Origin of the sequence: Pseudomonas sp. MWU12-2029, from assembly GCF_023242425.1 — a bacterium.
Lineage (GTDB): Bacteria > Pseudomonadota > Gammaproteobacteria > Pseudomonadales > Pseudomonadaceae > Aquipseudomonas > Aquipseudomonas kribbensis.
This window is the reverse complement of record NZ_JALJDY010000011.1, coordinates 96287-120833: the sequence shown is the minus strand read 5'-3', so window position 1 is coordinate 120833 and position 24547 is coordinate 96287. Positions and strand designations below refer to the sequence as shown.

The 24547-nt window shown below is 62.0% G+C and carries 22 protein-coding genes; 15 read left to right on the top strand and 7 right to left on the bottom strand.

Annotated features, from left to right (window positions below; genetic code table 11):
* The first annotated feature begins 22 nt into the window (after positions 1–22).
* From tssC to M5B44_RS24670, 10 genes are all read left to right on the top strand, one after another.
* Entirely contained in the window at positions 23–1507 is a 1485-nt protein-coding gene (gene tssC, locus M5B44_RS24715; RefSeq protein ID WP_085711487.1) for a type VI secretion system contractile sheath large subunit, read from the top strand.
* 77 nt (positions 1508–1584) lie between these two features.
* Positions 1585–2082, top strand: a complete 498-nt coding sequence (locus M5B44_RS24710) for an Hcp family type VI secretion system effector (RefSeq protein WP_025111453.1) — start codon at positions 1585–1587, stop codon at positions 2080–2082.
* Positions 2083–2097: 15 nt separating this feature from the next.
* The gene (tssE, locus tag M5B44_RS24705) at positions 2098–2541 is read left to right on the top strand and encodes a type VI secretion system baseplate subunit TssE (protein ID WP_248740829.1); all 444 of its coding nucleotides are present in this window, start codon (positions 2098–2100) and stop codon (positions 2539–2541) included.
* Positions 2525–4318 carry a type VI secretion system baseplate subunit TssF gene (gene tssF / locus M5B44_RS24700; RefSeq protein ID WP_248740828.1) on the top strand — a complete coding sequence of 598 codons (1794 nt, stop codon included), beginning with the start codon at positions 2525–2527 and terminating at the stop codon, positions 4316–4318. The genes tssE and tssF overlap by 17 nt, the downstream gene beginning before the upstream one ends.
* On the top strand, positions 4282–5307 hold the full coding sequence (gene tssG, locus M5B44_RS24695) for a type VI secretion system baseplate subunit TssG (RefSeq protein ID WP_248740827.1): 1026 nt from the start codon (positions 4282–4284) through the stop codon (positions 5305–5307). The genes tssF and tssG overlap by 37 nt, the downstream gene beginning before the upstream one ends.
* 1 nt (position 5308) lies before the next feature.
* On the top strand, positions 5309–7849 hold the full coding sequence (gene tssH, locus M5B44_RS24690) for a type VI secretion system ATPase TssH (RefSeq protein ID WP_248740826.1): 2541 nt from the start codon (positions 5309–5311) through the stop codon (positions 7847–7849).
* 37 nt (positions 7850–7886) lie between these two features.
* Positions 7887–8525, top strand: a complete 639-nt coding sequence (locus M5B44_RS24685; RefSeq protein ID WP_248740825.1) for a YopT-type cysteine protease domain-containing protein — start codon at positions 7887–7889, stop codon at positions 8523–8525.
* A gap of 82 nt (positions 8526–8607) precedes the next feature.
* Entirely contained in the window at positions 8608–9189 is a 582-nt protein-coding gene (locus M5B44_RS24680) for a hypothetical protein (protein WP_248740824.1), read from the top strand.
* Positions 9190–9221: 32 nt separating this feature from the next.
* Positions 9222–11231 (top strand): type VI secretion system tip protein VgrG, encoded by a 2010-nt coding sequence (gene tssI, locus M5B44_RS24675; RefSeq protein ID WP_248740823.1) that lies wholly within the window; start codon positions 9222–9224, stop codon positions 11229–11231.
* A 12-nt stretch (positions 11232–11243) separates the two neighbouring features.
* A complete protein-coding gene (locus M5B44_RS24670) occupies positions 11244–11786 on the top strand; it encodes a toxin-antitoxin system YwqK family antitoxin (protein WP_248740822.1) in 543 nt (180 codons plus the stop codon).
* 1 nt (position 11787) lies between these two features.
* Here the strand turns inward: M5B44_RS24670 and M5B44_RS24665 are convergent, their stop codons facing one another.
* Positions 11788–12183 (bottom strand): DUF4280 domain-containing protein, encoded by a 396-nt coding sequence (locus M5B44_RS24665; protein ID WP_007958887.1) that lies wholly within the window; start codon positions 12181–12183, stop codon positions 11788–11790.
* Between the two features lie 190 nt (positions 12184–12373).
* On the opposite strand from M5B44_RS24665, the gene M5B44_RS24660 reads away from it, so the two are divergent.
* Positions 12374–13441 carry a phosphotransferase family protein gene (locus tag M5B44_RS24660; RefSeq protein ID WP_248740821.1) on the top strand — a complete coding sequence of 356 codons (1068 nt, stop codon included), beginning with the start codon at positions 12374–12376 and terminating at the stop codon, positions 13439–13441.
* Between the two features lie 38 nt (positions 13442–13479).
* Positions 13480–14247, top strand: coding sequence for an SDR family oxidoreductase (locus tag M5B44_RS24655; protein WP_085687598.1), 768 nt, complete (start codon positions 13480–13482; stop codon positions 14245–14247).
* A 45-nt stretch (positions 14248–14292) separates the two neighbouring features.
* Here the strand turns inward: M5B44_RS24655 and M5B44_RS24650 are convergent, their stop codons facing one another.
* The 6 genes from M5B44_RS24650 to M5B44_RS24625 form a co-directional block, all read right to left on the bottom strand.
* Positions 14293–14946 (bottom strand): trimeric intracellular cation channel family protein, encoded by a 654-nt coding sequence (locus M5B44_RS24650; RefSeq protein ID WP_248740820.1) that lies wholly within the window; start codon positions 14944–14946, stop codon positions 14293–14295.
* A gap of 874 nt (positions 14947–15820) precedes the next feature.
* Complete coding sequence (locus tag M5B44_RS24645; RefSeq protein ID WP_192551971.1) at positions 15821–16063, bottom strand: DUF1652 domain-containing protein; 243 nt, start codon at positions 16061–16063, stop codon at positions 15821–15823.
* 182 nt (positions 16064–16245) lie between these two features.
* Positions 16246–17736: a helix-turn-helix transcriptional regulator gene (locus M5B44_RS24640; protein ID WP_114883851.1), complete on the bottom strand. Its 1491-nt coding sequence runs from the start codon at positions 17734–17736 to the stop codon at positions 16246–16248.
* A gap of 77 nt (positions 17737–17813) precedes the next feature.
* Positions 17814–18704, bottom strand: coding sequence for a LysR family transcriptional regulator (locus tag M5B44_RS24635; protein ID WP_248740819.1), 891 nt, complete (start codon positions 18702–18704; stop codon positions 17814–17816).
* Positions 18705–18710: 6 nt separating this feature from the next.
* Positions 18711–20915, bottom strand: coding sequence for a xanthine dehydrogenase family protein molybdopterin-binding subunit (locus M5B44_RS24630; RefSeq protein WP_248740818.1), 2205 nt, complete (start codon positions 20913–20915; stop codon positions 18711–18713).
* Positions 20915–21379, bottom strand: coding sequence for a (2Fe-2S)-binding protein (locus M5B44_RS24625; protein WP_085711504.1), 465 nt, complete (start codon positions 21377–21379; stop codon positions 20915–20917). The genes M5B44_RS24630 and M5B44_RS24625 overlap by 1 nt, the downstream gene beginning before the upstream one ends.
* Before the next feature lie 118 nt (positions 21380–21497).
* Between M5B44_RS24625 and M5B44_RS24620 the strand changes: the two genes are divergently transcribed.
* From M5B44_RS24620 to M5B44_RS24610, 3 genes are all read left to right on the top strand, one after another.
* Positions 21498–22388 (top strand): LysR substrate-binding domain-containing protein, encoded by an 891-nt coding sequence (locus M5B44_RS24620; protein ID WP_248740817.1) that lies wholly within the window; start codon positions 21498–21500, stop codon positions 22386–22388.
* Between the two features lie 229 nt (positions 22389–22617).
* Positions 22618–23547, top strand: a complete 930-nt coding sequence (locus M5B44_RS24615) for an amidohydrolase family protein (protein WP_011334798.1) — start codon at positions 22618–22620, stop codon at positions 23545–23547.
* A gap of 4 nt (positions 23548–23551) precedes the next feature.
* Positions 23552–24457, top strand: a complete 906-nt coding sequence (locus tag M5B44_RS24610; RefSeq protein ID WP_007952854.1) for an amidohydrolase family protein — start codon at positions 23552–23554, stop codon at positions 24455–24457.
* Positions 24458–24547 lie beyond the last annotated feature (90 nt).

Here is a 24547-nt window from a genome sequence, read left to right as displayed (position 1 = left end):
CCTGACCGAGGAAGAATTCGCCATGCCCGCCGCCGCCCAGAATCAAGCCAGCGAAAATGCTGCCGCCGAAACTTTATCCCTGCTTGACCGGATCATCGCCGAGGGCCGCATGGCCCATGACGACAGCCAGCAGGACTACGCCCGCGACATGCTCGCGGAATTCGCCACCCAGGTACTCGACGAAGGCATGGCCATCGACAAGGACACCGTGGCGATGATCAACGACCGCATCAGCAAGATCGATGAACTGATCAGTGCCCAGCTCAACGAGGTGCTGCATCACCCGGACCTGCAAAAACTCGAAGCGTCCTGGCGCGGCCTGCACATGCTGGTGCAGAACACCGAAACCAGCACCCGGTTGAAGCTGCGCCTGCTCAACGTGACGCAGAAAGAGCTGCAGAACGATCTGGAAAAAGCCGTCGAATTCGACCAGAGCGCCCTGTTCAAGAAGATCTACGAAGAGGAATACGGCACCTTCGGTGGCCACCCGTTCAGCCTTTTGGTCGGTGACTACACCTTCGGCCGTCACCCACAGGACATCGGTCTGCTGGAAAAATTGTCGAACGTCGCCGCCGCTGCGCACGCGCCATTCATTGCCGCCGCCAGCCCACGCCTGTTCGACATGAACAGCTTCACCGAACTGGCCGTGCCCCGTGACCTGTCGAAAGTCTTCGAGAGCCAGGAACTGATCAAGTGGCGCTCGTTCCGTGAGAGCGAAGACTCGCGCTATGTCTCGCTGGTGCTGCCGCACTTCCTGCTGCGTCTGCCATACGGCCCGGACACCTCGCCGGTGGAAGGTATCAATTACGTCGAAGACACCAACGGCACCGACCACAGCAAATACCTGTGGGGCAATGCCGCGTGGGCGCTGTCGCAACGCATCACCGAAGCCTTTGCCAAGTACGGCTGGTGCGCGGCGATCCGTGGCGCTGAAGGCGGCGGCGCGGTCGAAGGTCTGCCGGCGCACACCTTCCGCACCAGCTCCGGCGACCTGTCGCTGAAATGCCCGACCGAAGTGGCGATCACTGACCGTCGTGAGAAGGAACTCAACGACCTCGGTTTCATCGCCCTGTGCCACAAGAAGAACAGCGACATCGCGGTGTTCTTCGGTGGCCAGACCACCAACAAATCCAAGGTCTACAACACCAACGAGGCCAACGCCAACGCACGAATCTCGGCGATGCTGCCGTACGTGCTCGCGGCCTCGCGTTTCGCCCATTACCTGAAGGTGATCATGCGCGACAAGGTCGGCAGTTTCATGACCCGCGACAACGTGCAGACCTACCTCAACAACTGGATCGCCGACTACGTGCTGATCAACGACAACGCGCCGCAGGAAATCAAGGCGCAATACCCGTTGCGTGAAGCGCGGGTGGACGTCACCGAAGTCGCCGGCAAGCCCGGTGCCTATCGCGCGACGGTATTCCTGCGGCCGCACTTCCAGCTGGAAGAGCTGACCGCGTCGATCCGCCTGGTCGCCACCCTGCCGCCTCCGGTAGCAGCCTGACCTGCCTGCGCCCGCAGGATTTCCCTGCGGGCGCTCCCCCGTTTGTCTAGCGCGACAACCTTCAGGAGTTTCAAGCGATGGATGCAATCATTCTCGACCTCGGCGGCGACATCAAAGGCGACAGCCTGCTCGAGGGCTACAAGGACAAGATCGAAGTCATGTCCTACAGCCACAACGTGGCGATGCAGGTGACCAACGACGTCAGCAACTCGGAACGCACCTCCGGCCGGCCGCACATCGGTGAGTTTACCCTGACCAAATTCATCGACAGCTCCACCCCTTCGCTCAACGAGTATTGCTGCGCCGGCAAGCCGATCCCGGAAGCCAAGATCACCATCGGCCGCAACGCCGCCGAAGGCAGCGGGCAGATCATGCCGTTCATCATCTACACCCTGACCAACGTGGTGATCTCCAACGTCAGCGTCAGCGGCGGCACCGGGGGCAAACCGGTGGAAACCCTGTCCCTGAACTTCACCAAGATCAAATGGGAACTCACCGCGCAAAAAGACGACGGCACCAAGGAAGGCACCGCCGGCACGGTCTGGGACCTGGCGGCCAACAAGGCCAGCAAGTAACCGGACGCCCTCGCCATGGCTGGCACCGGCATACGCGCACCGCTGTTCGAACGCCTCGCTTGCAGCGAGGCCGACGAGCCGCCGGTGTTCGATCGGCAGGACTTGCTCGACTCGGTGCACGCCGAGCTCGGGCGCCTGTTCAACACCCGCCGTGGCCCGCGCGTACTGACGACACCTCCGAGCGTGATCGACTACGGCATCGCCGACTGGAGCGCGCTGCAACAACAGCGCAGCGATGACCGCCGTCGCCTGGCGCGGGACATTCGTGAGGCCATCAGCCATTTCGAACCGCGCTTGCTGCTGGGCGAGGTTCAGGTCAATCCCCTCCCCGAACAGCCACAGCGGTTGAGCATCCGCCTGCTCGGCGAATTGCGCAGCGGCTCGCTGCACTGGCCGGTGGCCTTTGTCATCGAGCCCGGCAACGAAGGGCTGGAGGTGCGCCATGAGCGACTCGATTGACCCGCAACTGCTCGACTATTACCAACGCGAACTGACCTGGTTGCGCCATGCCGGCAGCCAGTTTGCCGAACGCTACCCGAAAGTCGCGCGGCGATTGGAGCTGTCTCCCGGTGAGTGCCCCGACCCGCACGTCGAGCGACTGCTCGAAGGCTTCGCCCTGCTCGCGGCGCGTCTGCAACGGCGCCTGGATGACGACTACGCCGAGTTCAGCGATGCCTTGCTGGAGCAGCTCTATCCCTTGGCCGTGCGCCCGCTGCCGTCCTGCGCCATCGTGCAGTTCGAGCCGGACCCGAGCAAAGGCAAACTCGACGGCGGCTATCCCCTGCCCCGGGACACGCCGCTGTTCGTCACCACCAGCAAGGGCGAAAGCATTCACTTTCGCACCAGTGCCGCCGTGCGGCTGTGGCCGATCGAAGTGACTGAAGCGCTGTTGCTCGGCAGTGACGAAGCCCAGGCGCTGACCGGTGTGGCGCAGTCCCGTTCAGCGTTGCGCCTGAGTCTGCGTTGCCTGGGCGAAAGCCAATGGTCCGAGCTGGAGATCGACAGTTTACGCATTCATCTGGCCGCCTCACCGGTGATCAATGCCGGGCTCTATGACCTGCTCGGCGCCCATGCCGTGCAGGTGCTCGCAGGCTCGCCGGGGAGCATTCCGGCGAAAGTGAAAGGACTGCCGCAGATCGTCGGGTTCTCCGACGATGAAGTGCTGCTGCCGGACGAAGACGGCGTGCACCCGGGCATGCGTCTGTTGGCGGAGTACTTTGCCTTCCCGGAGAAATTCCACTTTTTTGACCTGCCACTCGGCGGCGTGTCCAGCGACAGCCAGACGCTCTACCTCTATATCGTTTTCGACCGTGCACCGGCCGGCCGATTGCACCTGCAGGCCAGCGACATCGCCCTCGGCTGTGCACCGGTAATCAATCTGTTCCCGCGCACCTCCGAGCCGCTGCGCCCCGACGGCACCCGCAGCGAATACCGACTGGTCGCCGACAGCCACCGGGAAAACAGCGTCGAGATTCACAGTATTCGCGCGATGCGCTCCAGCTCCAGCACCGGCGTGCAGCGCCTGCCCGCCTATTACGGCAGCCAGCACAGCGGCGGCGATCAACAGCGTTACTGGCATGCGCGGCGAGTCAGCGGCCAGTCGCCGAACCGGCTCGGCAGTGATCTTCTGGTCAGCGTCGTCGACACCCGTTTTGAACCGCAAACCGACCTGCCCGACTACAGCCTCACCGCCGAACTGTTGTGCACCAACCGGCATCTGGCCCAGAGCCTGCCGGCCGGCACGCCGCTGGGATTCGAGCGGCCTGGGCCGGTGGCGTGGGCACGCCTGCGCAATCCGCCGAGCCCCCAGAGTCTGCCGCGACTGGACGGTGATTCGCGCTGGCGGCTGGTGTCGCAACTGACCCTCAATCATTTGTCGCTGGTCGAAGGACCGCAGGCGCTGGATGCGCTGAAGGAGATTCTGCATCTGCATAACCTGCGCGATGAAGCCAGCGCCCTGCGTCAGATCGATGGCTTGCTGAGCCTCGCTTGCGAACGGGTGATCGGCCACGTCGGTGCCGATGCCTGGCGCGGCTGGCGCAACGGACTTGAAGTGCAGTTGCAGCTCGATCCGCAGCATTTCGTCGGCAGCAGCGCGGTGCTGTTCTCGGCGGTGCTCGCGCAATTCTTTTCGGTGTACGCCACGGCCAATCGCTTTGTGCGCACGGTGCTCATGCAAGCAGACAAGGAGGTCAAGGCATGGCAACCCCAAGCCGGCATGCCCCTGTCGCTCTGACCCTGGGTCAGCGACTGCGCCGCGATCCGCAGGCCTTCGAATGGTTGCAGGCGTTGCTGTTGCTCGAGCGCGAACAGCCGCAGGCCGACTCCCTCGGCTCAGGCACGTCGCCGCAGGCCGAAGCGCTGAAATTGCGCGGGCCGTTGACACCCGTGTTCGCCGCCAGCCAGATCGAAAGCCTGGAAGAAAAACCCGGTGAACCACTGACCCTCAACTCGCCGATGTTCGGCCTCGGCGGCCCCGACGGCCCGCTGCCCTACGCCTATCAGGAATGGCTGCAACAACGGGCCCGGGCCAAGGATCACGCGCCCGCCGAGTTCCTCGACCTGTTCCAGCATCGGCTGCTGAGCCTGCTGTACAAGGTGATGCGCAAACACCGGATCGCCCTCGGATTTACCACGCCCGGCGCTTCGCCGGTGCAGGCGCAATTGCGGGCGTTGACCGGGTTGTTGCCCAAGTCCCTGCAGGAGCGCCAGGCGATTCCCGACTGCGCCGTTCTGGCCTGCACCGCGCTGTACGCCGATGGCCGCCGGTCGTTGGCGGGGTTTGCAGCCATTGTCCGCGAGCAATTTTCCGTACCGGTGGAGCTGAACGCCTATGAAGGTGCATGGCGTGAGATTCCGGCCGCCAGCCGCAGCGTCATGAAGGCTGGCGGGCGCAATCTGCAACTGGGTCGCAGCGCCGTGGCCGGCACCCGGGTCTGGGATGAGCATGCCGGGATTCGTTTGACGCTCGGGCCATTGTCCTCGGCGCAAGCCGGAAGCTTTCTGCCGGACGGCGAAGCGCACCCGGCACTGGCGAGCCTGGCGGCGTTGTATTTCGGCCCGGATCTGGACGTAAAACTGGTGATGCTGGTGCGCGGCGCCGGGCCGCTGAAGCTCGGTCGTCAGGCCCCGGCGTTGTTGAGCTGGAACGGCGGTTTGCAGCGTCAGGCCAGCCTTGCAGTGCAACGGATCGAAACCCGTCTTCGTCAGCTGGAGATCACCTGAAATGGAACTGGCCAGCCTGATCGGACGCCTCAACCCGGACAACCGTCGCGCCCTCGAACGCGCCGCCCAGCGCTGTTTGCAGCGCGGGCATCACTTTGTCGAAATCGAGCATCTGTTGCTGGAATTGCTCGACATCGACGGTGGCGACTTTGCTTTTCTGCTGCCGCGTTTCGGGCTGGAACGGGATGCACTGACGGCTGAAATCAACAAGGCACTGGATCTGTTCAAGGCTGGCAGCACGCGCACGCCGGCGCTGTCCTCGCACACGCTGGGATTGCTGGAAGATGCAGTGGTGCAGGCCAGTGTGCTGGGGATCGACAGCATTCGTTCCGGGCTTTTGCTTCTCGCGTTGATTGATCGTGACGAGCGCCGAAGTCTGCTGCTCAACAGTGCGTCGTCATTGCTGCGGATTCCCAAGGAAGCCTTGCGCGCGAATCTGCTGGAGTGGACGGAGAACTCCCGCGAGCACGTCGGCCCGCGCTCAGTGTCTGCCGGGAGTTCTGCGCCACGGCAGGACTCGGTGCTGGACCAATACACCCAGGATCTGACCGCCGACGCCCACGCCGGGCGTATCGACCCCATCGTTGGTCGCGACGGCGAGATTCGTCAGTGCATCGACATTCTTCTAAGGCGGCGGCAGAACAACCCGATTCTGGTAGGCGCACCCGGCGTGGGCAAAACCGCGGTGGTCGAAGGCCTTGCGCTGCGCATCGCCGCCGGAGACGTACCGCCGTCGTTGCAGGAAGTCAGCCTGCGGGTGCTCGACCTGGGCCTGTTGCAGGCCGGTGCCGGGGTCAAAGGTGAATTCGAACAACGGCTCAAAGGCGTGATCGATGCCGTTCGCAGCGCCGACAAGCCGATCATCCTGTTCATCGACGAAGCCCACACCTTGATCGGTGCGGGCGGAGCCGAGGGTGGCAGCGATGCGGCCAACCTGCTCAAGCCTGCGCTGGCCCGAGGCGAGTTGCGCACCCTCGCCGCCACGACCTGGATGGAATACAAAAAATACTTCGAGAAAGACCCGGCCCTCGCCCGCCGCTTCCAGCTTGTACAGGTCGAGGAGCCGGACGAAATCACTGCCGTGGAAATGCTCCGTGGCGTGGCCGCCAAACTCGAACAGCACCATGGCGTACAAGTACTGGATGCCGCAATCCATGAAGCGGTGAAGCTCTCGCACCGTTACATCTCTGGCCGTCAGTTGCCGGACAAGGCCATCAGCGTCCTCGACACCGCGTGCGCCCGGGTTGCCCTCGGCCAGCATGACGTGCCGCCACCGCTGGAGAGCCTGCGCCATCGCCAGCAAAGCCTGAAAGAAGAAGTTGAGCGCCTGCGTCGTGAACAGGCCACAGGGCTCGATCACCGCGAACGCATCACCCTGCTGGAAAGTGAATCGAAGACCAATGTCCAGGCGATCCGCGAACTGGAAACCCGCTGGGGCGAAGAACGCGTCGCCGTGCGCGAACTGCTCGACACCCGCCGCGAATTGCTCGACCTCAGTGAACGCGCCGACAGCGACAAGCCCGACGAAGCCACCGACAGTCGCATCGATCATCTGGCCGCCGAACTTCTGCGCCTGGAGGCGGGACTGGATGCGATTCGCCAGGACGACCCGCTGGTGCCGGAACAGGTCGACAGCAAAACCGTCGCTGCCGTGATCGCAGGCTGGACCGGCATCCCCGTCGGCAAAATGCTTGCCGACGAAGCCCATGCCGTGCGAACCCTAGGCACCCGCATGGGCCAGCGCGTCATGGGCCAGAGCACCGCACTCAACACCATCGCCCAGCGTTTGCAGGCTTATCGCGCGGGGCTGACCGATCCGCAAAAACCGGTCGGCGTGTTCCTGCTGGTCGGCCCCACGGGCGTCGGCAAAACCGAAACCGCGTATGCACTGGCCGACGCGCTGTACGGCGGCGAACGCAACCTGATCAGCATCAACCTTTCCGAATATCAGGAAGCCCACACCGTCAGCCAGCTCAAAGGCGCCCCGCCGGGTTACGTCGGTTATGGCAGCGGTGGCGTGCTGACGGAAGCGGTACGACGCAAACCGTATTCGGTGGTGTTGCTGGATGAGATCGAGAAGGCGCATCCCGACGTGCTCGAAGCGTTCTACAACGTCTTCGACAAAGGCTTGATGGAGGACGGAACCGGGTTGGTGGTGGACTTCAAGAACACCGTGATGCTCGCCACCAGCAATGTCGGTGCCGAGTTGCTGCTCGATACACCAACTGCACAACTCGGCTCGGAAGCGTTCAACGAAGCGCTGCACAAAGTCCTCCTGCAAGCCTTCCGCCCGGCGTTTCTGGCGCGCATGACGGTGGTCGCGTATCGGCCGCTGGATGAGGCGACACTGGAAGGAATTGTGCTGGCGAAGCTGGAGAAATTGCGTGGCCGCTACAAGGCGGCGACCGGTAAGCAGTTCGAGTTTGATTCGGGAATTGTGAAAGCGGTACTCGCCAAGTGCAGCGCGGCCGGTGCGCGGGATGTCGAGAATGTGTTGATGACGCAAGTGACGGGGAAGTTGGCGGAGTGGGTGTTGGAGTAGTTGTGCGCAAGCACATTGCCGGAATCAGGGAGGCAGCATGAGCTACAAGGCCATTTGCGACAAAATCGAAGGACATGGCGAAGGCATCTACAACTTCGGTCAGTCCAGCTTTCTTTTACTCGTCGCCGACAACCGGGACGGCATCTGCCGGGGTGTCAGCACCGCATGGCTCATCGCCAAGAAAAAAGGCAACGACTACCTCAAGGACATCGTCAAGCCTACGATGAGCACCGGACTGCTGCACGAACAGAAGACGGCGCGCCAGGCCTCTGACTTCCAGTCCGAGTATGTGGACATCAGCGGCGATACACCCGGCTCTCCGTCAGCCGCGACCCTGGGGGCCTTGAGAACCGGCGGGGTGGGATCGCTGGGCCAGACAAAAGCGGAGGCCTACCAGAGCTTCGCCACTGCCGGTAAAGCCATCGGCGAGTTCGTACTCACCTCTTCCTGCCGCTACTTCATTCTGTCTATCAAGGGCACGCTTGGCGGGCATTCCGTGGCCTTTTACCGACCTTGGGTATTGTTTGGCAAAAGCAGCAGCTGCGTATTTTTCGATCCCAACTTTGGCGAATTCAAGCTGGAGGGCGCCCAAGGCGTAGCCCTCTGCATGGATGCGGTCGCAACGGCTTACAACCAGGGTCTGTCGACAGGTTATCGACTTTGGGGGTTCAGCTGACAAGCACTTTATAAGGGGACAGATTTATTTTTGTTGACGCCTGTTGACGAAGCGAACTGAAAGAATCCCGGCGGAGATTGCCATGGCAGAAATACATAAGGTCGGTCGTTACTCAGGTGGCAATGTCGCAATGACAGGAACAAACCCGCTATACGCCAACTGGCTGGCGGCCAATCACGCCACCAACGGCGGGACGATTCCTGACTTGGCCACCATCTGCCATGAATCCTCTTCAACTCGTCGAGCCTTGGCCGGCTCGGGCGCCTCCCATGGAACCTGTTTTGCCGTCGTCGAACACTTTGATGCCTCACGCGGCGTACTGATGTACAAATTCGGCGACAGTGCGCTGAAACTGGACCTTCTCGGAAACTACACAACAACAACCAAAAAAGTCGTCACAACCCTTCGCGGGCATGCTGAAATCAGTGCGTTGGTTCAGGCGATCAACAGTGTTGCGCTCCCTGACGGTGATTACAGCAACTTCGTTACACGTATCTATATCGAACTCAGCCCCTGCCCTCTTTGCGGGCCGCAACTCGAGCCTTACGTTAGAAACTCGGTGGTGATGTACAGCTACGTTTATGGAAACGAGAGAGAGATGGATGGGTGGGTCAGTGACAACCAGGCTGCAATCCATGAGAAAGGCGGTACGTTCAGGTGGTGAGCTTTTTCTCTCCCAACAGCTGAGGTCAGCTCATGCCCCGGTCTACCGACAGCAACACCACCCTGTCCCTCACCGCACCCTCGTTGTCGGCGATTTACCCTGATTCGCTGTCCGGCGACGAGGCGCTCAATCTGTTGGGCTCGCAAATCCTCAACGGCCTCAACGACGGCACCTCCCTCACCCTGACCACCGCCATCGCCACCCACGTCACCACTACCCTGCACAACGACGCCCAACTCCGCCCGTTCGATGCCTTGGTCGCTGAAATCCGCCAACTGCCAGCCGATGCCACCGCCGAACGCTATCAACTGGTTTTACGTCCGTGGCTCTGGTGGCTGACCCTCGCCAGCAACAACCGCGTATTCCAGAACCTCGCCACCTCGGACATCGTCACCACGATCTTCAAGGCCCACGGCTTCACCGATTTCAAACTCTCGCTGACCGGCAGCTACACCCCGCGCGAGTACTGCGTGCAGTACGGCGAAACCGATTTTGCCTTCGTCTCTCGCCTGCTGGAAGAGGAAGGTATCTTCTGGTTTTTCACCCACGACGAGGGCAAGCACACGCTAGTGCTGGGCGACAGCAATGACGCCTTCGTGCAGATCCCCAACGGCCCGAAGGTCAAGTATCTGGGCCAGCAAATGGGCGAACGCGAGTTGCATGGCATTCGCTCGGGTCAGGTGTGTATGCAAGCGGTGGCCGGGGTGTACAAGGCAACGGATTACGAGTTCACCACGCCGACCACTTCACTCTTCGGCCAGGCCGAAGCCGTGGCCGGGCCGCTGTCGATCTATGAGCATCCCGGCGGCTACAACGCCAAGGCGCGCGGCGATGCGTTGACCAAGCAGCGGGTCGACGGGCTGCGCAGCGAGGAGAAACGCTTCGTCGGCGAAAGCGACTGCCGCTGGATGATCCCGGGCCACTGGTTCACCCTCGACGGCCACGAAGACGAAAGCCTGAACATCGATTGGGTCGTCACGCGGGTCACCCACGACGCCAGCCACGAAAGCTATCGCAACCGCTTCGAAGCCATCCCCAAGGCCACACCATTTCGTCCGCAACGCACAACGCCCAAACCGCGCATGCATCCGCAGACCGCGATCGTCGTGGGCAAGTCCGGCGAGGAAATCTGGACCGACGAGTACGGCCGGATCAAGTTGCAGTTCCCCTGGGATCGAGACGGCAAGAACGACGAAACCAGTTCCTGCTGGGTCCGCGTGGTGTTGCCGTGGAGCGGCAAGGGTTTCGGCATGCAGTTCGTCCCGCGCATCGGCCAGGAAGTCATCGTGACCTTCATCGACGGCGATCCGGACCGGCCGCTGGTCACCGGTTGCGTGTACAACGGCGACAACGCCCTGCCCTACGCCTTGCCGGCGAACCAGACCCAGTCGGGGATCAAGACTCAATCATCCAAGAGCGGCGGCGGTTTCAACGAGCTGCGTTTCGAGGACAAGAAGGATGCCGAAGAGGTGTTCCTGCAGGCGCAGAAAGACTTGAAGATCAACGTGCTCAACGACACCACCGCCACCGTCGGCCACGACGAAACCCTGACGGTGCAAAACGCCCGTACCCGCACGGTCAAGGATGGCGACGAGACCGTCACCCTGGAAAAAGGCAAACGCAGCGTGACCATCCAGACCGGCAGCGACAGCCTCGATGTTAAAGACAGTCGCACCGTAAAGGTGGGCGCCGACCAGAACCACAGCACCGGCGGCAACTACACCGACAAGGTCACCGGCGACTACAACCTGACGGTGGACGGCAACCTGACGATCAAGGTCAGCGGCACCCTCACGCTGCAAAGCGGCGGCAGTTTCACGATCAAGAGCGGCGCGGATCTGGCGACCTCGGCCAGCACTTCGATCACCCAGAAGGCCGGCACCGCCATGACCAATCAGGCCGGTACTTCGCTGGACAACAAGGCCGGAACGACGCTGACCAACGATGCCGGCATCAGCCTGACCAACAAGGGCGCGGCCTCGCAGACCGTGGACGGCGGCGGCATGCTGACCATCAAGGGCGGGCTGGTACAGGTCAACTGACAAGGAGTCGCCATGGCGATCACACCGCTGGATTTGCAGCAGGATGACAAACACCTCAAGGGACGATTGCAGGACGGCCAGCTCGACGGTCCGTTGAATATCAAGGATGACGGTCGCCAACAGGCAGACCTGAATTACACCCAGGGCCAATTGCAGGGCACGTCCCTGCTCTACCATCCCAACGGCAAGGTCTCGGCGCAGATGCCGTTCGTGCGCGACAAGCTGCAAGGCGTCGCCAGTTTTTATGCGCCCGAAGGCTGGTTGCAGCGCAAGGCAACCTATCGGCGCGGCTTGTTGCATGGCGAGGCGTTCAATTACTTTCCCGACGGGCAAGTGGCGGAGGCCGAGTTCTATCGCGACGGTGTGCGCGAGGGGCGCTATCAGCGCTTTCATCCCAACGGCAAACCGGCGGTGGATGCGCGCTATCTGAATGGGCAGTTGATGGAGCCGGAGCAAGGATTTGCCGAGGACGGGCGACCGCTGGATGCCGATGGCAAGCCGATTTCCCGGGTGCGCTGGTGGTTTCGCAAGTGGACGGATCCGCAGCAGGCCTGACTCAGGGAATCAACATCTGCATCTGCCCCGGCATCACGATCTTGATCACCCCCGCCCAGTTGCACATCAACGTGCTGTTGGCATCGATCGCCGGCATCCCGCCCAACAACAGGGTCGGCGCGCCCCCGGGGATCCACGGCGTGGCGGTGGCGGGAATGCACGGCATCGGCGTCAACACGCCCAGCGCAGCAGCCGTGGCTGCGGCGACCATCGGGTTGGCCATGCTCATGCACATGCCGAACGTGGTGACGTTGACCAGCGGAATATGATCCATGATGTTCGCCGCCGGCATCCCGCCGGTCAGCGTGCGATTGACCGGCAGCACGTTGAGCACCGCCGGTGCGGCGCCGAAACTGCATTGCAGCGTAGCGCTGGCACAGACTTGCGGACAGCCCATTTCAAAGCTCCTTTGTGAACAAGGCATACGCGCTAAACCTTAGTCGCCAGCGGCCCGCCGCGCACATTCCCAAAGGTGATTATCGTCCAACACGCTAACCTATAAGACCGAACCGCGCTTGTGACCGCCCGAGCGCGCCATTAGATTAGCCAATGATGTCTGGCCTCCAAAATAAGCAGAAGGGATAAGCATGGCGCTTACTGACCAGTCCACCCGTATCCGCTCTGGCGAAGAACTCGATGCCAGCCTGATCGATCCGTACCTCAAGGCGCACATTCCGGGCCTGAGCGGCACGCCGCAGATCAGCCAGTTTCCTGGCGGCGCGTCGAACCTGACCTACCTGCTGGAATACCCGGACCAGGAATTCGTCCTGCGCCGTCCGCCGTTCGGCCACAAGGCCAAGTCCGCCCACGACATGGGCCGCGAATTCCGTATCCTCAACCAGTTGCGTGACGGCTTCCCGTATTGCCCGAAAGCCTACGTGCACTGCACAGACGAATCGGTGATCGGCGCCGAGTTCTATGTGATGGAACGGGTCAAGGGGATCATCCTGCGCTCGGACCTGCCGCCGGAACTGGGCCTGGACGCAGCGAAAACCGAAGCCCTGTGCAAGAGCTTCATCGACCGTTTCGTCGAGCTGCACCGGGTTGATTACAACGCCTGCGGCCTCGGCGATCTGGGCAAACCGGAAGGCTACGTCGCCCGCCAGATCAAAGGCTGGAGCGAACGCTACGAAAAAGCCCTGACCCCGGACGCACCGCACTGGGAAAAGGTCAAAGCCTGGCTCAACGACAAGATGCCGGCCGACCACCCGACCTCCAGCATCGTGCACAACGACTACCGCTTCGACAACGTCATCCTCGACCCGAACAATCCGATGCAGATCATCGGCGTGCTCGACTGGGAACTGACCACCCTCGGCGATCCACTGATGGACCTGGGCAACACCCTCGCCTACTGGATCCAGGCCGACGACCCGGCACCGGTGCAACTGATGCGCCGCCAGCCAAGCCACGCGCCGGGCATGCTGACCCGTCGCGAATTCGTCGACTACTACGCCGAGCGCTCGGGCATCCAGATCGACAATTTCGACTTCTACTACACCTACGGCCTGTTCCGTCTGGCCGGCATCGTGCAGCAGATCTACTACCGCTTCTTCCATGGCCAGACCCAGGACAAACGCTTTGCGCAGTTCATTCACATGAACAAACTGCTGGAGCAGATGAGCCTGCAGGTCATTGCCAAATCCAGCCTCTGATGACGGCGTTATAACAAGGCTCACTACAAGGGAATCCCATGTCCAAGACTCAGTTGTTCGACCTCGACGGCAAGATCGCTTTCGTCTCCGGCGCCAGCCGTGGCATCGGTGAAGCCATCGCCAAACTGCTGGCCCAGCAAGGTGCCCATGTGATCGTTTCGAGCCGCAAACTCGAAGGCTGCCAGCACGTGGCCGACGCCATCATCGCCGCCGGCGGCAAGGCCACAGCGGTCGCCTGCCACATCGGCGAAATGGAACAGATCAGCCAGGTGTTCGCCGGGATCAAGGAACAGTTCGGGCGCCTGGACATCCTGGTCAACAACGCCGCGACCAACCCGCAGTTCTGCAACGTGCTGGACACCGACCTCGGCGCCTTCCAGAAAACCGTCGACGTGAACATCCGCGGCTACTTCTTCATGTCGGTGGAAGCCGGCAAGCTGATGCGCGAAAACGGTGGCGGCAGCATCATCAACGTGGCCTCGATCAACGGCATTTCGCCGGGGATCTTCCAGGGCATCTACTCGGTGACCAAGGCTGCCGTGATCAACATGACCAAAGTCTTCGCCAAGGAATGCGCGCAATTCGGCATCCGCTGCAACGCCCTGCTGCCGGGCCTGACCGACACCAAATTCGCCTCGGCCCTGGTGAAAAACGACGCGATCCTGAAGCAAGCCCTGACGCAGATCCCGCTCAAACGCGTAGCCGACCCGAGCGAAATGGCCGGCGCCGTGCTGTACCTGGCGAGCGATGCCTCGAGCTACACCACCGGCGTATCGCTGAACGTGGACGGCGGTTTCCTGTCCTGATCCGCCGCTGATGTAAAAGAAAAGGCAGCCCAAGGGCTGCCTTTTTCATGCCTCCAGAACCTTCGGCAACTGCCAGCCGAAATGCACCAACAACAACCGCAACAACAGACACACCGCCCCCGCCAGCAACGCAGCCGCCACCGGCGAAACGCCCAGCCTGCGCCCGACAATCAACACCGCCGCCCCGACAAACGCCGAACTGGCATACAAATCCGCCTGCAACACCAACGGCACCCGCGCCAGCACAATGTCCCGCAGCACCCCGCCACCAACGCCGGTAATCGTCCCCATCAGCATGGACACAAACGGCGAAATGCCGAAATTCAACGCCTTCTGCGCCCCGGCCACGGCAAACAGCGCCAACCCCGCCGCGTCCAGCACGATCAAAGTCGAACCGGACCAGCCCAGCACCTGCTCATGAAACACAAACGCCACCCCGCCCATGGCAAACGCCAGCGCCGGATAACGCCAGTCGGCCACAGCCTTGGGCGGCGTAGCGCCGATCAACAGATCACGGGTCACCCCGCCGCCGAGCGCGACGATGAAGGCAATCACCATCACGCCCAACAGATCGAGTTGAGCGTGCATCGCCGCAATGGCGCCTTCAACGGCAAACACAGCGGTGCCGACCAGATCGGCCACCAGCACAATCCACTCGACCCGCGCCTTCGACGGCGCGTGCGTTATTGAGTGACGCAACGCGTCTTGGTGATGTGTCGGGTTACCTGCCCGTCGGCATACATGTCACCGGCGACTTCGGTATTTTCCATCACCTGACAGGTGCGTTCAGGGGGTGGAGGCGGCGCTGCCGGCGGAGGGGGTGGAGGACTGGCACAGCCACTGAGCAGCACCAGACCGAAAGCCGACAACAACGAAAAACACACGCGTTTCCCAGGATTGTTCATAGGATGACCCGCGATAAATGGAAGACAAACTCCCGTCGCCGAGCGTGCAAATACCCGGTTATGGAAACCGAACCACTCATTCCTTATAGACCAGTGGGGGGTGAGTGCCAGTGGAATGGGGAGAACAGGTGATATTTGCTGTCGATTTTCGGGATGAGCAAATATCGACTAAATGCGTCGACTGATAGGCCGCCATCGCTGGCAAGCCAGCTCCCACATGGTTCACGTACAGCCGAAGGTAATTGGCCGGCTATCAGGCCGCCATCGCGAGCAGGCTCGCTCCCACAGAAGAGCAAGCGGCGAAGCCGCCCCACTCAACACGATGAGCGTTAGCTCGAGTACCGCTTTTGATCGCAGGGCCCGTCGGCAGGCTGAGTGGAGGGATTGATCCGGGGGTGGGAGCGCAGCGACCGTTTGGCGAAGCCAAACACATCGAGAGGAGGTGCAGCGAAGCAAACCGTAGGCGATGCCCCCCGGATCAATCCCGGAGCGAAGGAACACCGAGCCAAAGCGAGGTGCCGAACGTCAGGGCACAGACCTTTTGGTTCCTTTTGGGGCGTTTGCCAAAAGGGACTCGCCGTAAGGGCGAAACCGCCAGCCGCAACACCCGAAGAAACGGATATTCACTCAAAAAACCATGAACCTGGTCGGCCCAGAGGCCGCCAAGTTCACCCCGGCGACCGCAAAGAATTACTCTCAAGCTCATACCGCAATTCATCAATCAAGGCATCCACCGCTTCCGGCGTCCGCAAGGCATCCAGACTCAACCCACTGATTACCAAATCCACCCGCCCCGAAACCGGCTCATACAACTTCACAGTAAGCGAATGATCCCCATCCACCACACACTCACAAGCCAACGGCGAAAAACTGCGCTCAAGCTGCGCCCGCAACTGCGCCAGATAAATCATCGCGCCAGCTCCACACAACGAAACTCAACGACAAACAACACATTCATAAGGGGCTGATCCATTAGCAGGTTCAATAGGGACGCGATCACGGAGAAAAAACCGCACCGCACCTCACCAGACTAAGAACACCCCGCCCGATCAAACACCCGAATTTGCACCCCATGAACTAGTGCATTTGCACCTTACCGCTGCCCCCTGCTGCTCCCCGAAAACAACCCGCGCTCCCGAGCCCAGACAATCGCCTCGCTGCGACTGTGCACATCGAGCTTGGAATACACCGTCGCCACATGATTGCGCACCGTGTTCGGCGCCAGCTTCAACCGCGCAGCAATCTCCTTGTCCGCCAGCCCCTCACAGATCAGCCCCAGCACATCACGCTCGCGAGCCGTGAGATCGGTGAACGAAACGCTGGGCAGTTGCGGCGAATTGACCTTCTTCACATTGGCCAGTTTTTCGATCAGCGTACGGCTGAACCACGAAGCATCCTTCATCACCTCTTCAATCGCCGCCACCAGTTCAAGCTCGGTACGCTTGCGTTCGGTGATGTCCATCAGCACCAGCAGATAGCACACCGTGTCCTGGATGTTGACGGTATCGGCGGACACCGCGCACTCAAGCAGTTCGGCGTCTTTCTTGCGGATCCGCATATCGACGCGGTCAACGCGACCAGTCTTCTCCAGCGCCGCCAGCAACCGGGCGCGTTCCGCCGGTTCATCGATGAAGTCCAGCTGCGCGACGGTCTTGCCGAGTACGTCGTCGCTCTCGTAAGCCAGGGTATCGAGAAAGGCCTGATTGACGTCGATCAGCCGCTGCTCGTCGGCGCTGCAGATCAGGATCGGCACCGGCGTCAGGCGAAAGGCCTTGGCGAAGCGCTCTTCACTTTGGCGCAGGGCGACTTCAGCCTTGTGCCGCAGCTCCATGTCGACGAACGAAAACAGCATGCAGTCCTCGTCGTTGAGCACCAGCGGCTGGCCGGCGACGATCACCTGCTTGCTGCCACCGTCCGGCAGACGCAACTCAGCCTGCATCTGCGGAATGGTCGCGACATCCCGCAGGCGCTGGATGGCGAGTTCCTTGCGTTCGGCCTGTTCGAGAATGTCGAGCTCATAGGTCGAGGCGCCGATCACTTGATCCCGGGTATAGCCAGTCATCTCCAGGAACCCCGGATTGACCTTGATGTAACGCAGATCACTGAGGCGGCAGATCACCGCCGGTGCCGGGTTGGCATTGAAGGTTTTTTCGAAGCGCTGCTCGGCGTTGGCCCAATCGGTGACGTCGCTCATGATCAGCACCAGCGATTCGGTCTCGCCGTCACGATCGGTCAGCACCATGCTGCGCACACTGTGCACCCAGGTGCGCTCTTCATCGCTGTGCGGGGTGACTTCCACCAGCACGTCACTGAAGGTTTCCCCCGCCGCCACGCGACTGATCGGGTACTGCTCCGGTGTCAGCGTGTGGTTGTTGCGATAGCGCAAATTGAAGCGCTCGGCATACTCCCCGGCATTGTTGCCCAACTCGCCGATGCGACTGACGCCATGCATCGCCAGCGCAGCTTCGTTGGCCCAGAGAATGGTCTGGTCGAGTTCCAGCAGAATCACCCCGTCGGACAGACCGGCGATGATCTGTTGCAACTGACGGCGATTGGTTTCGGTGGTCAGGACGTCCCGGCTCATTGCTTCTCCACAAGTTCGCGCATGTGAAGATTACGACCGCTGGCCGTTGTGATCGTGCCGGGCAATTTTGTCCTTGGTTATCGCGATGAGTGATCGACCAGTTCCCGCAGCGTATCGAGAAACAGCTTGAGCACCGGCGAGGCATCGTCCGCCCGATAGGTCGCGTACAGCGGCACTTGCGGCAACGCCGGGGTCAGGCGCCGGAACACCAGCCCGGCGGGCGCCAGTTGCTCGATGGAGGCCGGTAACAGCGCCACGCCGAACCCGGCGCGTACCAGACTGAGCAAGGTCTGCACCTCGATCACCTGCTGGCGGATCTGCGGGGTGAACCCGGCCTGAATGCAGCACTGATAGAGAAAATTGGCGAAGCGCGACTGCTTCAATTCCAGCGCCACAAACGGTTCCTGCGCCAGATCAGCCGGCGCCAGCACTTCACGCCGGGCCAGCGGATGATCCGCTGGCATCACCACATGAATCGGCTCGTGGATCAGCAATTCATTACGCAACTGCGGGTCGTCATAACCGACGCGGAATACGCAGGCGTCGATGCGTTTTTCCTTCAACGCCTTGACCTGCGCCGCCGGGGTCATCTCATGCAAGCGCCAGGTCACCTGCGGGTAACGCTCGCGAAACAGGTGCAGCGCCTTGGGCAGCACGCCGACCATCACCGAGCTGATCATGCCGATTTCCAGCTCGCCCAGTTGCCCGCGCCCGGTCTGCCGGGTCAGGTCCAGCGCCCGTTCGAGTTGTTCGAACACCAGCGGCGCCTGCTCCTTGAGCATCTGCCCCGCCGACGTCAGCTCGACACGGTGATGGCTGCGTTCGAACAGCGGCGTGCCGAGCTCTTCCTCCAGCAAACGGATCTGCTGGCTCAGCGGCGGCTGGCAGATGTGCAAGCGTTCGGCGGCACGGCCGAAGTGCAGCTCATCGGCCAGGGCCATGAAGTACCGCAGCAATCGCAGGTCCATGGCGGCTTACCCCAGGTTCAATGGCGTGGAACGCTGACGCACCCCGGTCAGGCTGAACAGCGCATTGGCAATCGCCGGAACCACCGACGGGCTGCCCAGCTCTCCGACGCCGCCCGGTTTGTCCGGCTGGCCATCGAGCACGAGGATGTCCACCGGCGGCATGTCGGACATGCGCGTGACGCGATAGTCGTGGAAATTGCTCTGCACTACCCTGCCCTGCTGGATGTCGAGACGGTCGAACAGCGCATGGCCGAGGCCCCACATCAGTCCGCCATATATCTGCTCTTCAACCCCGCCCGGCGACACCGCCAAACCGCAGTCGACCACACAGGTCAGCTTCTCTACCCGCGCCTTGCCGTCTACCTTCGCAACCCGCGCCACCACGGCGATGAAACTGGTGTAGCCCTGATTGGTGGCGATCCCCAGCGCCGTGTCCGGCGGCAGTTTCTGGCCCCAACCAGCGCGTTCGGCTGCCTGTTTCAACACCGCGACGTGCCTTGGCCGCTCCTGCATGTTGGCCAGCCGGAACGCCAACGGATCTTCACCGGCGGCATGGGCCAGTTCATCCATGAAGCTTTCCACGGCAAACACGTTGGGAATGAAACTTACGGAGCGATACCAGCCGCTGGGCACATGGCTTTCGTGCCTGACCCAGTTCAGTTCCAGGTGCGGCGGACGGTAGGCGAAGTCCCACGCGGTGATCGCTTCGGTGGTGCTGTAATCCATGTGACCCGGACGCTCGAAATAGCCCGGCTCCCACTGCTCCGGCGAGGCCGGCGACACTGCATGCAGTTGCAGCGCGGTGAGTTTGCCCTGGGCATCCAGTGCGCCTTTTACCCGATGCAGCGTGGCCGGGTGATTGAACAGCGCGTGCATTTCGTCTTCGCGGCTGTTGAGCAACTTCACCGGCACGCCGGTCTGCTGCGCCAGATACGCCACTTCGAACAGCCAGTACTTGGCTTCCCGTGCACCGAAGCTGCCGCCGGAGACCAGCTCATGGATGGTGACCTTGTCCTTGCCGATGCCGCACACGGTTTGCGCCGCTTCCAGTGCCGACGACGGCACCTGCACGCCGCCCCAGTAGGTGATCGCCTTGTCCTTGACCTGCGCGGTGATGCAGATCGGCTCCAGCGGGTTTTGCACCTTATAGGGCATCGTGTAATCGGCTTCGAGCAGCTTCGCCGCGCCCGGCCATTGTCCGGCGACATCGCCCTGGGTCATGGCTTTGACGGTTTGCGTTGCCGGATCGCTGATCGCTGCGACCTGTGCCTTGGGCAGCTCGGCACTGTCGAAACTGGCCAGCGGAGAGTCGCTCCATTTGATCTCCAGCAGTTTGCGTCCTTGCTGCGCCGCCCAGAACGTTTCCGCCAGGACCGCGACACCTTCGAGGTTGCCACCCAGCACGTCCGGGCGGCCCGGAATCGCAATCACCTTGCGTACACCCGGCACCTGCAACGCGGCCGCCGAATCCACCGCGACAACCTTGGCGCCCACTACCGGCGCACGCTGGATCACCGCCACCAGCATCCCCGGCAACTGCACGTCGATGCTGTATTTGAAACGCCCGCACACTTTGGCCGCCGCATCGCGTTTGTGACGCAATTTGCCGATGTATTTGAACTGCGCCGGATCCTTCAGCGTGACATTGGCCGGCGCCGGCAGATGCGCCGCCGCGCCGGCCAGTTCGCCATAGCCGAGGCTGCGTTTGCTCGAGGCATGCACGACTCGGCCTTCTTCGGTGGAACAGCTGTCGGGGCTGACTTTCCACTGCTGCGCCGCCGCACTGATCAGCAGCGCCCGGGCCGTGGCGCCGGCCATGCGCAGGCGATCGTATTCCAGCGACACACTGGTGCTGCCGCCGGTGGAGAAAACCTTCCAGACCGGATGAATGTAGGTTTCGAAAAACGGATCTTCCGGGGTGATGACCTGCACGGTCATCGGGTTCACGTCCAGTTCCTCGGCCACGCACGCGGCCAGCGCGGTCTGGGTTCCGGTGCCGGAATCGTGCTTGTGCACCACCAGTTTCACCGTGCCGTCAGGCAGCACGCGCACCCAGGCGTTGGGTTCGAATTCAGTGGCCGTGGTTTTCGATTCAGTTGCTGTACCGTTTGGCAGATACAGCGCAATCGCCAGGCCGGACGCCACCGTCACCGTCTGCTTTAGAAACACCCGGCGCGACAGTTCGAAACCGGCATTTTCGACGAGGCTCATCACGCCTCCTTCGGCGCGTTCGCCGCACGTTTGATCGCCTTGTTGATGCGCCCGTAAGTGCCGCAGCGGCAGATATTCCCGGACATGGCGTTGCGGATCGAGTCGTCGTTGACCGGGGCGCCGGTGTTGAGCAGCGCGGCGGCGGACATGATCTGCCCGGATTGACAGTAGCCGCATTGCGGCACATCTTCGGCGACCCAGGCCAGTTGCAGCGGATGGCTTTCGTTGGGCGACAGGCCCTCGATGGTGGTGATGCTGTGGCCCGCGACGGCGGCCAGCGGCAACTGGCAGGAACGCACCGCGACGCCGTTCAGGTGCACGGTGCAGGCACCGCAAAGGCCCATGCCGCAGCCGAACTTGGTGCCGGTGAGTTTCAACTGATCACGCAACACCCATAACAAGGGCATGGAGGGGGACGCTTCATCCAGCTCGCGTCGTTCGCCGTTAACCGTGAATGCAATCATTGTCAGGCTCCAAAAGAGCGGCCCGTCTTTGTGCGGGCCTGGTCACCGATTATTGGAACCCCGGGCAACACGCGGCCAGCGACGATTTCTGCCAACCGGTGTAAGCAGGACTAACAACATGTACAAGCGATACCCGTCGGTGCAGTCCATGAGCGCGTTCATCCACGCGGCGCGCAGCGGCAGCTTTTCCAGCGCCGCGCGCAAGCTCGACCTGACCCACAGCGCAATCAGCCAGCAGATCCGTGCGCTGGAAGAATTCATCGGCCAGCCGCTGTTCGTGCGCGAAGGCGGCGGCAGCAACCTGACCGACGCCGGGCAGTTGTTTGCCAGCGTGCTGTCGGATGGTCTGGCGCAGATAGACCGGGCGCTGTCCTCGGTGAAAAACCGCAGCGTGGCCCAGCGTCTGACCCTGGATATCGACAGCGAACTGGCGCAGAGCTGGCTCAATCCGCGCCTGCCGCAGTTGCTCGACGGCTTGCCGGATTACGAAGTGACGATCCTGTCGATGCCGCGCAGTGATCGCAGCACGTTCGAACGGGTGGACCTGTCGCTGCGCTATGGTTATGGCGATTGGGATGATTGCGAGATGACGCAGATCTGCGGGGATCGGGTGCTGGCGGTGGCGTCTCCGGCGTTGCTGGAGCGGCATGGTTTGCAGCTGCCGTTGAGCCCGGCGCAGATTCTTGAATTGCCGCTGCTGGGGTATACGCGCAGGTCGTGGATTCCGTGGCTGGATGCGGCCGGGATGACACCGAGCGAACCGCCGGCGCGGGTGGTTTTCGATAATGCGGCGAATCTGATTGCGGCTGCGGAGGCTGGCGTTGGCGCCGGGCTGGTGCGTGGGTTATTGGCTGCCGATGCGTTGCGCAACGGGCGGCTGGTGGCGTTGAACGAGGCGCAGATTGCGGCGCATTACAACCTGTATGCGGTGTGGCCCCATGGGCAGGCCGAGCGGGTGGCGCCTGTTGTTGAAGTGATCAAGCAGTTGGCCCGGCAAACACAGTCCTGACGCTATCTCCGGCAAGCCCATATCGAACAAGTATCACCACCCCACCCAATTAATATTGTACGAACCCTCCCCCGCCTTCCAATACTCGCCTCAAGCAACCACCCACCCGGGCCGGATGCGAACAGGCGAGGGAATGCGCGAGTGCTGCGCATAGAAACGGCCGATTGCCCGGGACGTGGATGCTGTGAGCCGCAAGGCTCCCTTCCCCGCTATCAGGAGATCGACTTCAATGATCATCGATATCAGCTGCTATCCCACCGATCTGGTGGACCTCGCCTGGAGGCATGACGGTGACCCGTTCACCGGCGAGCGTCTGCTGGAGATGATGGATGGCCCGTACATGGTCAACGGCAAGCCTCGCCGCATCGACAAAGCCTTCATCCAGCCACCCCAGGGCAACACCATTTACACCTGGACCGACGGCGAACTGTCGGGCCGCGAATCCATCGACGCCTACATGGCCTACACCCTGAAAATGGTCCAGACCTACCCGGACCGTTTCATCGGCTGCTTCGTCTACAACCCGCGCTGCGGCGTGGAAAACGGCGTCGAGGCGATCGAGCGCTACGTCAAGGAACACGGTTTCAAGATGGTGCAGATGCAGGCCAACATGCACGCCTACCGTCCCGACCGTGCGCTGGACTGGGTGCGTCCGGCCTTCGAGAAATGCGCCGAGCTGGGCATTCCGGTCAAGCTGCACACCGGCGACGGGCCTTACAGCATCCCGTCGGAATGGGTGCCGATGATCAAGGAATTCCCCAACGTCGATTTCATCATGGCCCACTTCGGCGTGCAGACCGGCGGCGTCTACGTGTTCGAACCGATGCAGTGGGCGATGGAGCTGCCCAACGTCTATTGCGAGTCCGGCTGGTGCCTGCAATCGCGGATCGTCGAGTTCGCCAAGGTCCTGCCGACCCACAAGATCCTGTTCGGCACCGACACACCGCCGAACGAACCGGGCATGTGGCTGCGCCTGCTCGAAGTGCTCTGCCACGAGCCGCCGCAGGGCCTGAACCTCGACGAGGACACCCTCGAGGATTACCTGGGCAACAACACCGCACGGATGATCGGCCTTCAGCCGTCCCCGCCGCCGCGTTCCGTTTCCGAAGCAGAGGCGCAACTCAAGCGCCCCGTCACCACTCAACTGGCCAGGAGCTGAACCGATGATCATCGACACCCATCTGCACCCCACCAACCTGGTCGACGAGGCCTGGCGCCACACCGGCGAACCGTTCACCGGCGAGCGCATGCTCAAGCTGATGGACGGCCCGTACATGATCAACGGCAAGCCACGCCGGATCGACATGGGTTTCATCCAGCCGCCACCGGGCAACACCGGTTATCGCGACGGCAACCGCCGTGGCCGCGAGGGCGTGCGCGACTACATGTCGTACGTCGCCGAACTGTGCGTGAAGTACCCGGACCGCTTCATCGGCAACTTCAATTTCAACCCGCGCTGGGGACCGGAAAACGGCGCGGCGGAGCTGGAATTCCACATCAAGGAATACGGCTTCAAGATGCTCAAGCTGCACGCCAACATGCACGGCTATCGCCCGGATCGCGCACTCGACTGGCTGCGCCCGGCGATGAAAGTCTGCGCCAAGTACAACATCGTGGTGCTGATCCACACCGGCGACGGCCCGTACACCATTCCGACGATGTTCTACCCGATCATCCGCGAGTTCCCGATGGTCAATTTCATCATCGGTCACTTCGGCATCCAGACCGGTGGCAACTATTCGTTCGAGGCGTTCTGGATGGCGATGGACACGCCGAACGTGTACTGCGAATCCGGCTGGTGCTTCCAGTCGCGGATCGTCGAATTCGCCAAGGAACTGCCGCGCAACAAGATCGTGTTCGGCACCGACTCGCCGCCGAACGAACCGGGCATGTGGCTGCGCGAGCTGGAAGTGTTGTGCTCGCCGGCGCCGCAAGGCCTGGGGATCGACGAGGATCACCTTGAGGATTACCTGGGCAACAACATCGCCCGGTTGTGCGGGATCGAACCGACCCCGCCGCCGAAGGATCTGGCCGAGGCGGACATTCGTCTGACCACGACCTACCTCTAAACCCGTACACAGCGACTTTACAGGCGCGAAGATGACCCGGCGTTCGCTCGACCGGCAGGCCAACGGCTTGTCGATCGAACGCCAGCCTCA

Bases quoted from the DNA above. Each gene is read 5' to 3' on its own strand.
- M5B44_RS24630 (WP_248740818.1), bottom strand. From the start codon at position 20,915: ATGAGCCTCGTCGAAAATGCCGGTTTCGAACTGTCGCGCCGGGTGTTT.
- M5B44_RS24625 (WP_085711504.1), bottom strand. From the start codon at position 21,379: ATGATTGCATTCACGGTTAACGGCGAACGACGCGAGCTGGATGAAGCG.
- tssI (WP_248740823.1), top strand. From the start codon at position 9,222: ATGCCCCGGTCTACCGACAGCAACACCACCCTGTCCCTCACCGCACCC.
- M5B44_RS24615 (WP_011334798.1), top strand. From the start codon at position 22,618: ATGATCATCGATATCAGCTGCTATCCCACCGATCTGGTGGACCTCGCC.
- tssG (WP_248740827.1), top strand. From the start codon at position 4,282: ATGGCAACCCCAAGCCGGCATGCCCCTGTCGCTCTGACCCTGGGTCAG.
- M5B44_RS24645 (WP_192551971.1), bottom strand. From the start codon at position 16,063: ATGATTTATCTGGCGCAGTTGCGGGCGCAGCTTGAGCGCAGTTTTTCG.
- M5B44_RS24610 (WP_007952854.1), top strand. From the start codon at position 23,552: ATGATCATCGACACCCATCTGCACCCCACCAACCTGGTCGACGAGGCC.
- tssC (WP_085711487.1), top strand. From the start codon at position 23: ATGCCCGCCGCCGCCCAGAATCAAGCCAGCGAAAATGCTGCCGCCGAA.
- tssF (WP_248740828.1), top strand. From the start codon at position 2,525: ATGAGCGACTCGATTGACCCGCAACTGCTCGACTATTACCAACGCGAA.
- M5B44_RS24685 (WP_248740825.1), top strand. From the start codon at position 7,887: ATGAGCTACAAGGCCATTTGCGACAAAATCGAAGGACATGGCGAAGGC.
- M5B44_RS24680 (WP_248740824.1), top strand. From the start codon at position 8,608: ATGGCAGAAATACATAAGGTCGGTCGTTACTCAGGTGGCAATGTCGCA.
- M5B44_RS24640 (WP_114883851.1), bottom strand. From the start codon at position 17,736: ATGAGCCGGGACGTCCTGACCACCGAAACCAATCGCCGTCAGTTGCAA.
- M5B44_RS24620 (WP_248740817.1), top strand. From the start codon at position 21,498: ATGTACAAGCGATACCCGTCGGTGCAGTCCATGAGCGCGTTCATCCAC.
- tssH (WP_248740826.1), top strand. From the start codon at position 5,309: ATGGAACTGGCCAGCCTGATCGGACGCCTCAACCCGGACAACCGTCGC.
- M5B44_RS24665 (WP_007958887.1), bottom strand. From the start codon at position 12,183: ATGGGCTGTCCGCAAGTCTGTGCCAGCGCTACGCTGCAATGCAGTTTC.
- M5B44_RS24655 (WP_085687598.1), top strand. From the start codon at position 13,480: ATGTCCAAGACTCAGTTGTTCGACCTCGACGGCAAGATCGCTTTCGTC.
- M5B44_RS24670 (WP_248740822.1), top strand. From the start codon at position 11,244: ATGGCGATCACACCGCTGGATTTGCAGCAGGATGACAAACACCTCAAG.
- M5B44_RS24710 (WP_025111453.1), top strand. From the start codon at position 1,585: ATGGATGCAATCATTCTCGACCTCGGCGGCGACATCAAAGGCGACAGC.
- tssE (WP_248740829.1), top strand. From the start codon at position 2,098: ATGGCTGGCACCGGCATACGCGCACCGCTGTTCGAACGCCTCGCTTGC.
- M5B44_RS24660 (WP_248740821.1), top strand. From the start codon at position 12,374: ATGGCGCTTACTGACCAGTCCACCCGTATCCGCTCTGGCGAAGAACTC.
- M5B44_RS24635 (WP_248740819.1), bottom strand. From the start codon at position 18,704: ATGGACCTGCGATTGCTGCGGTACTTCATGGCCCTGGCCGATGAGCTG.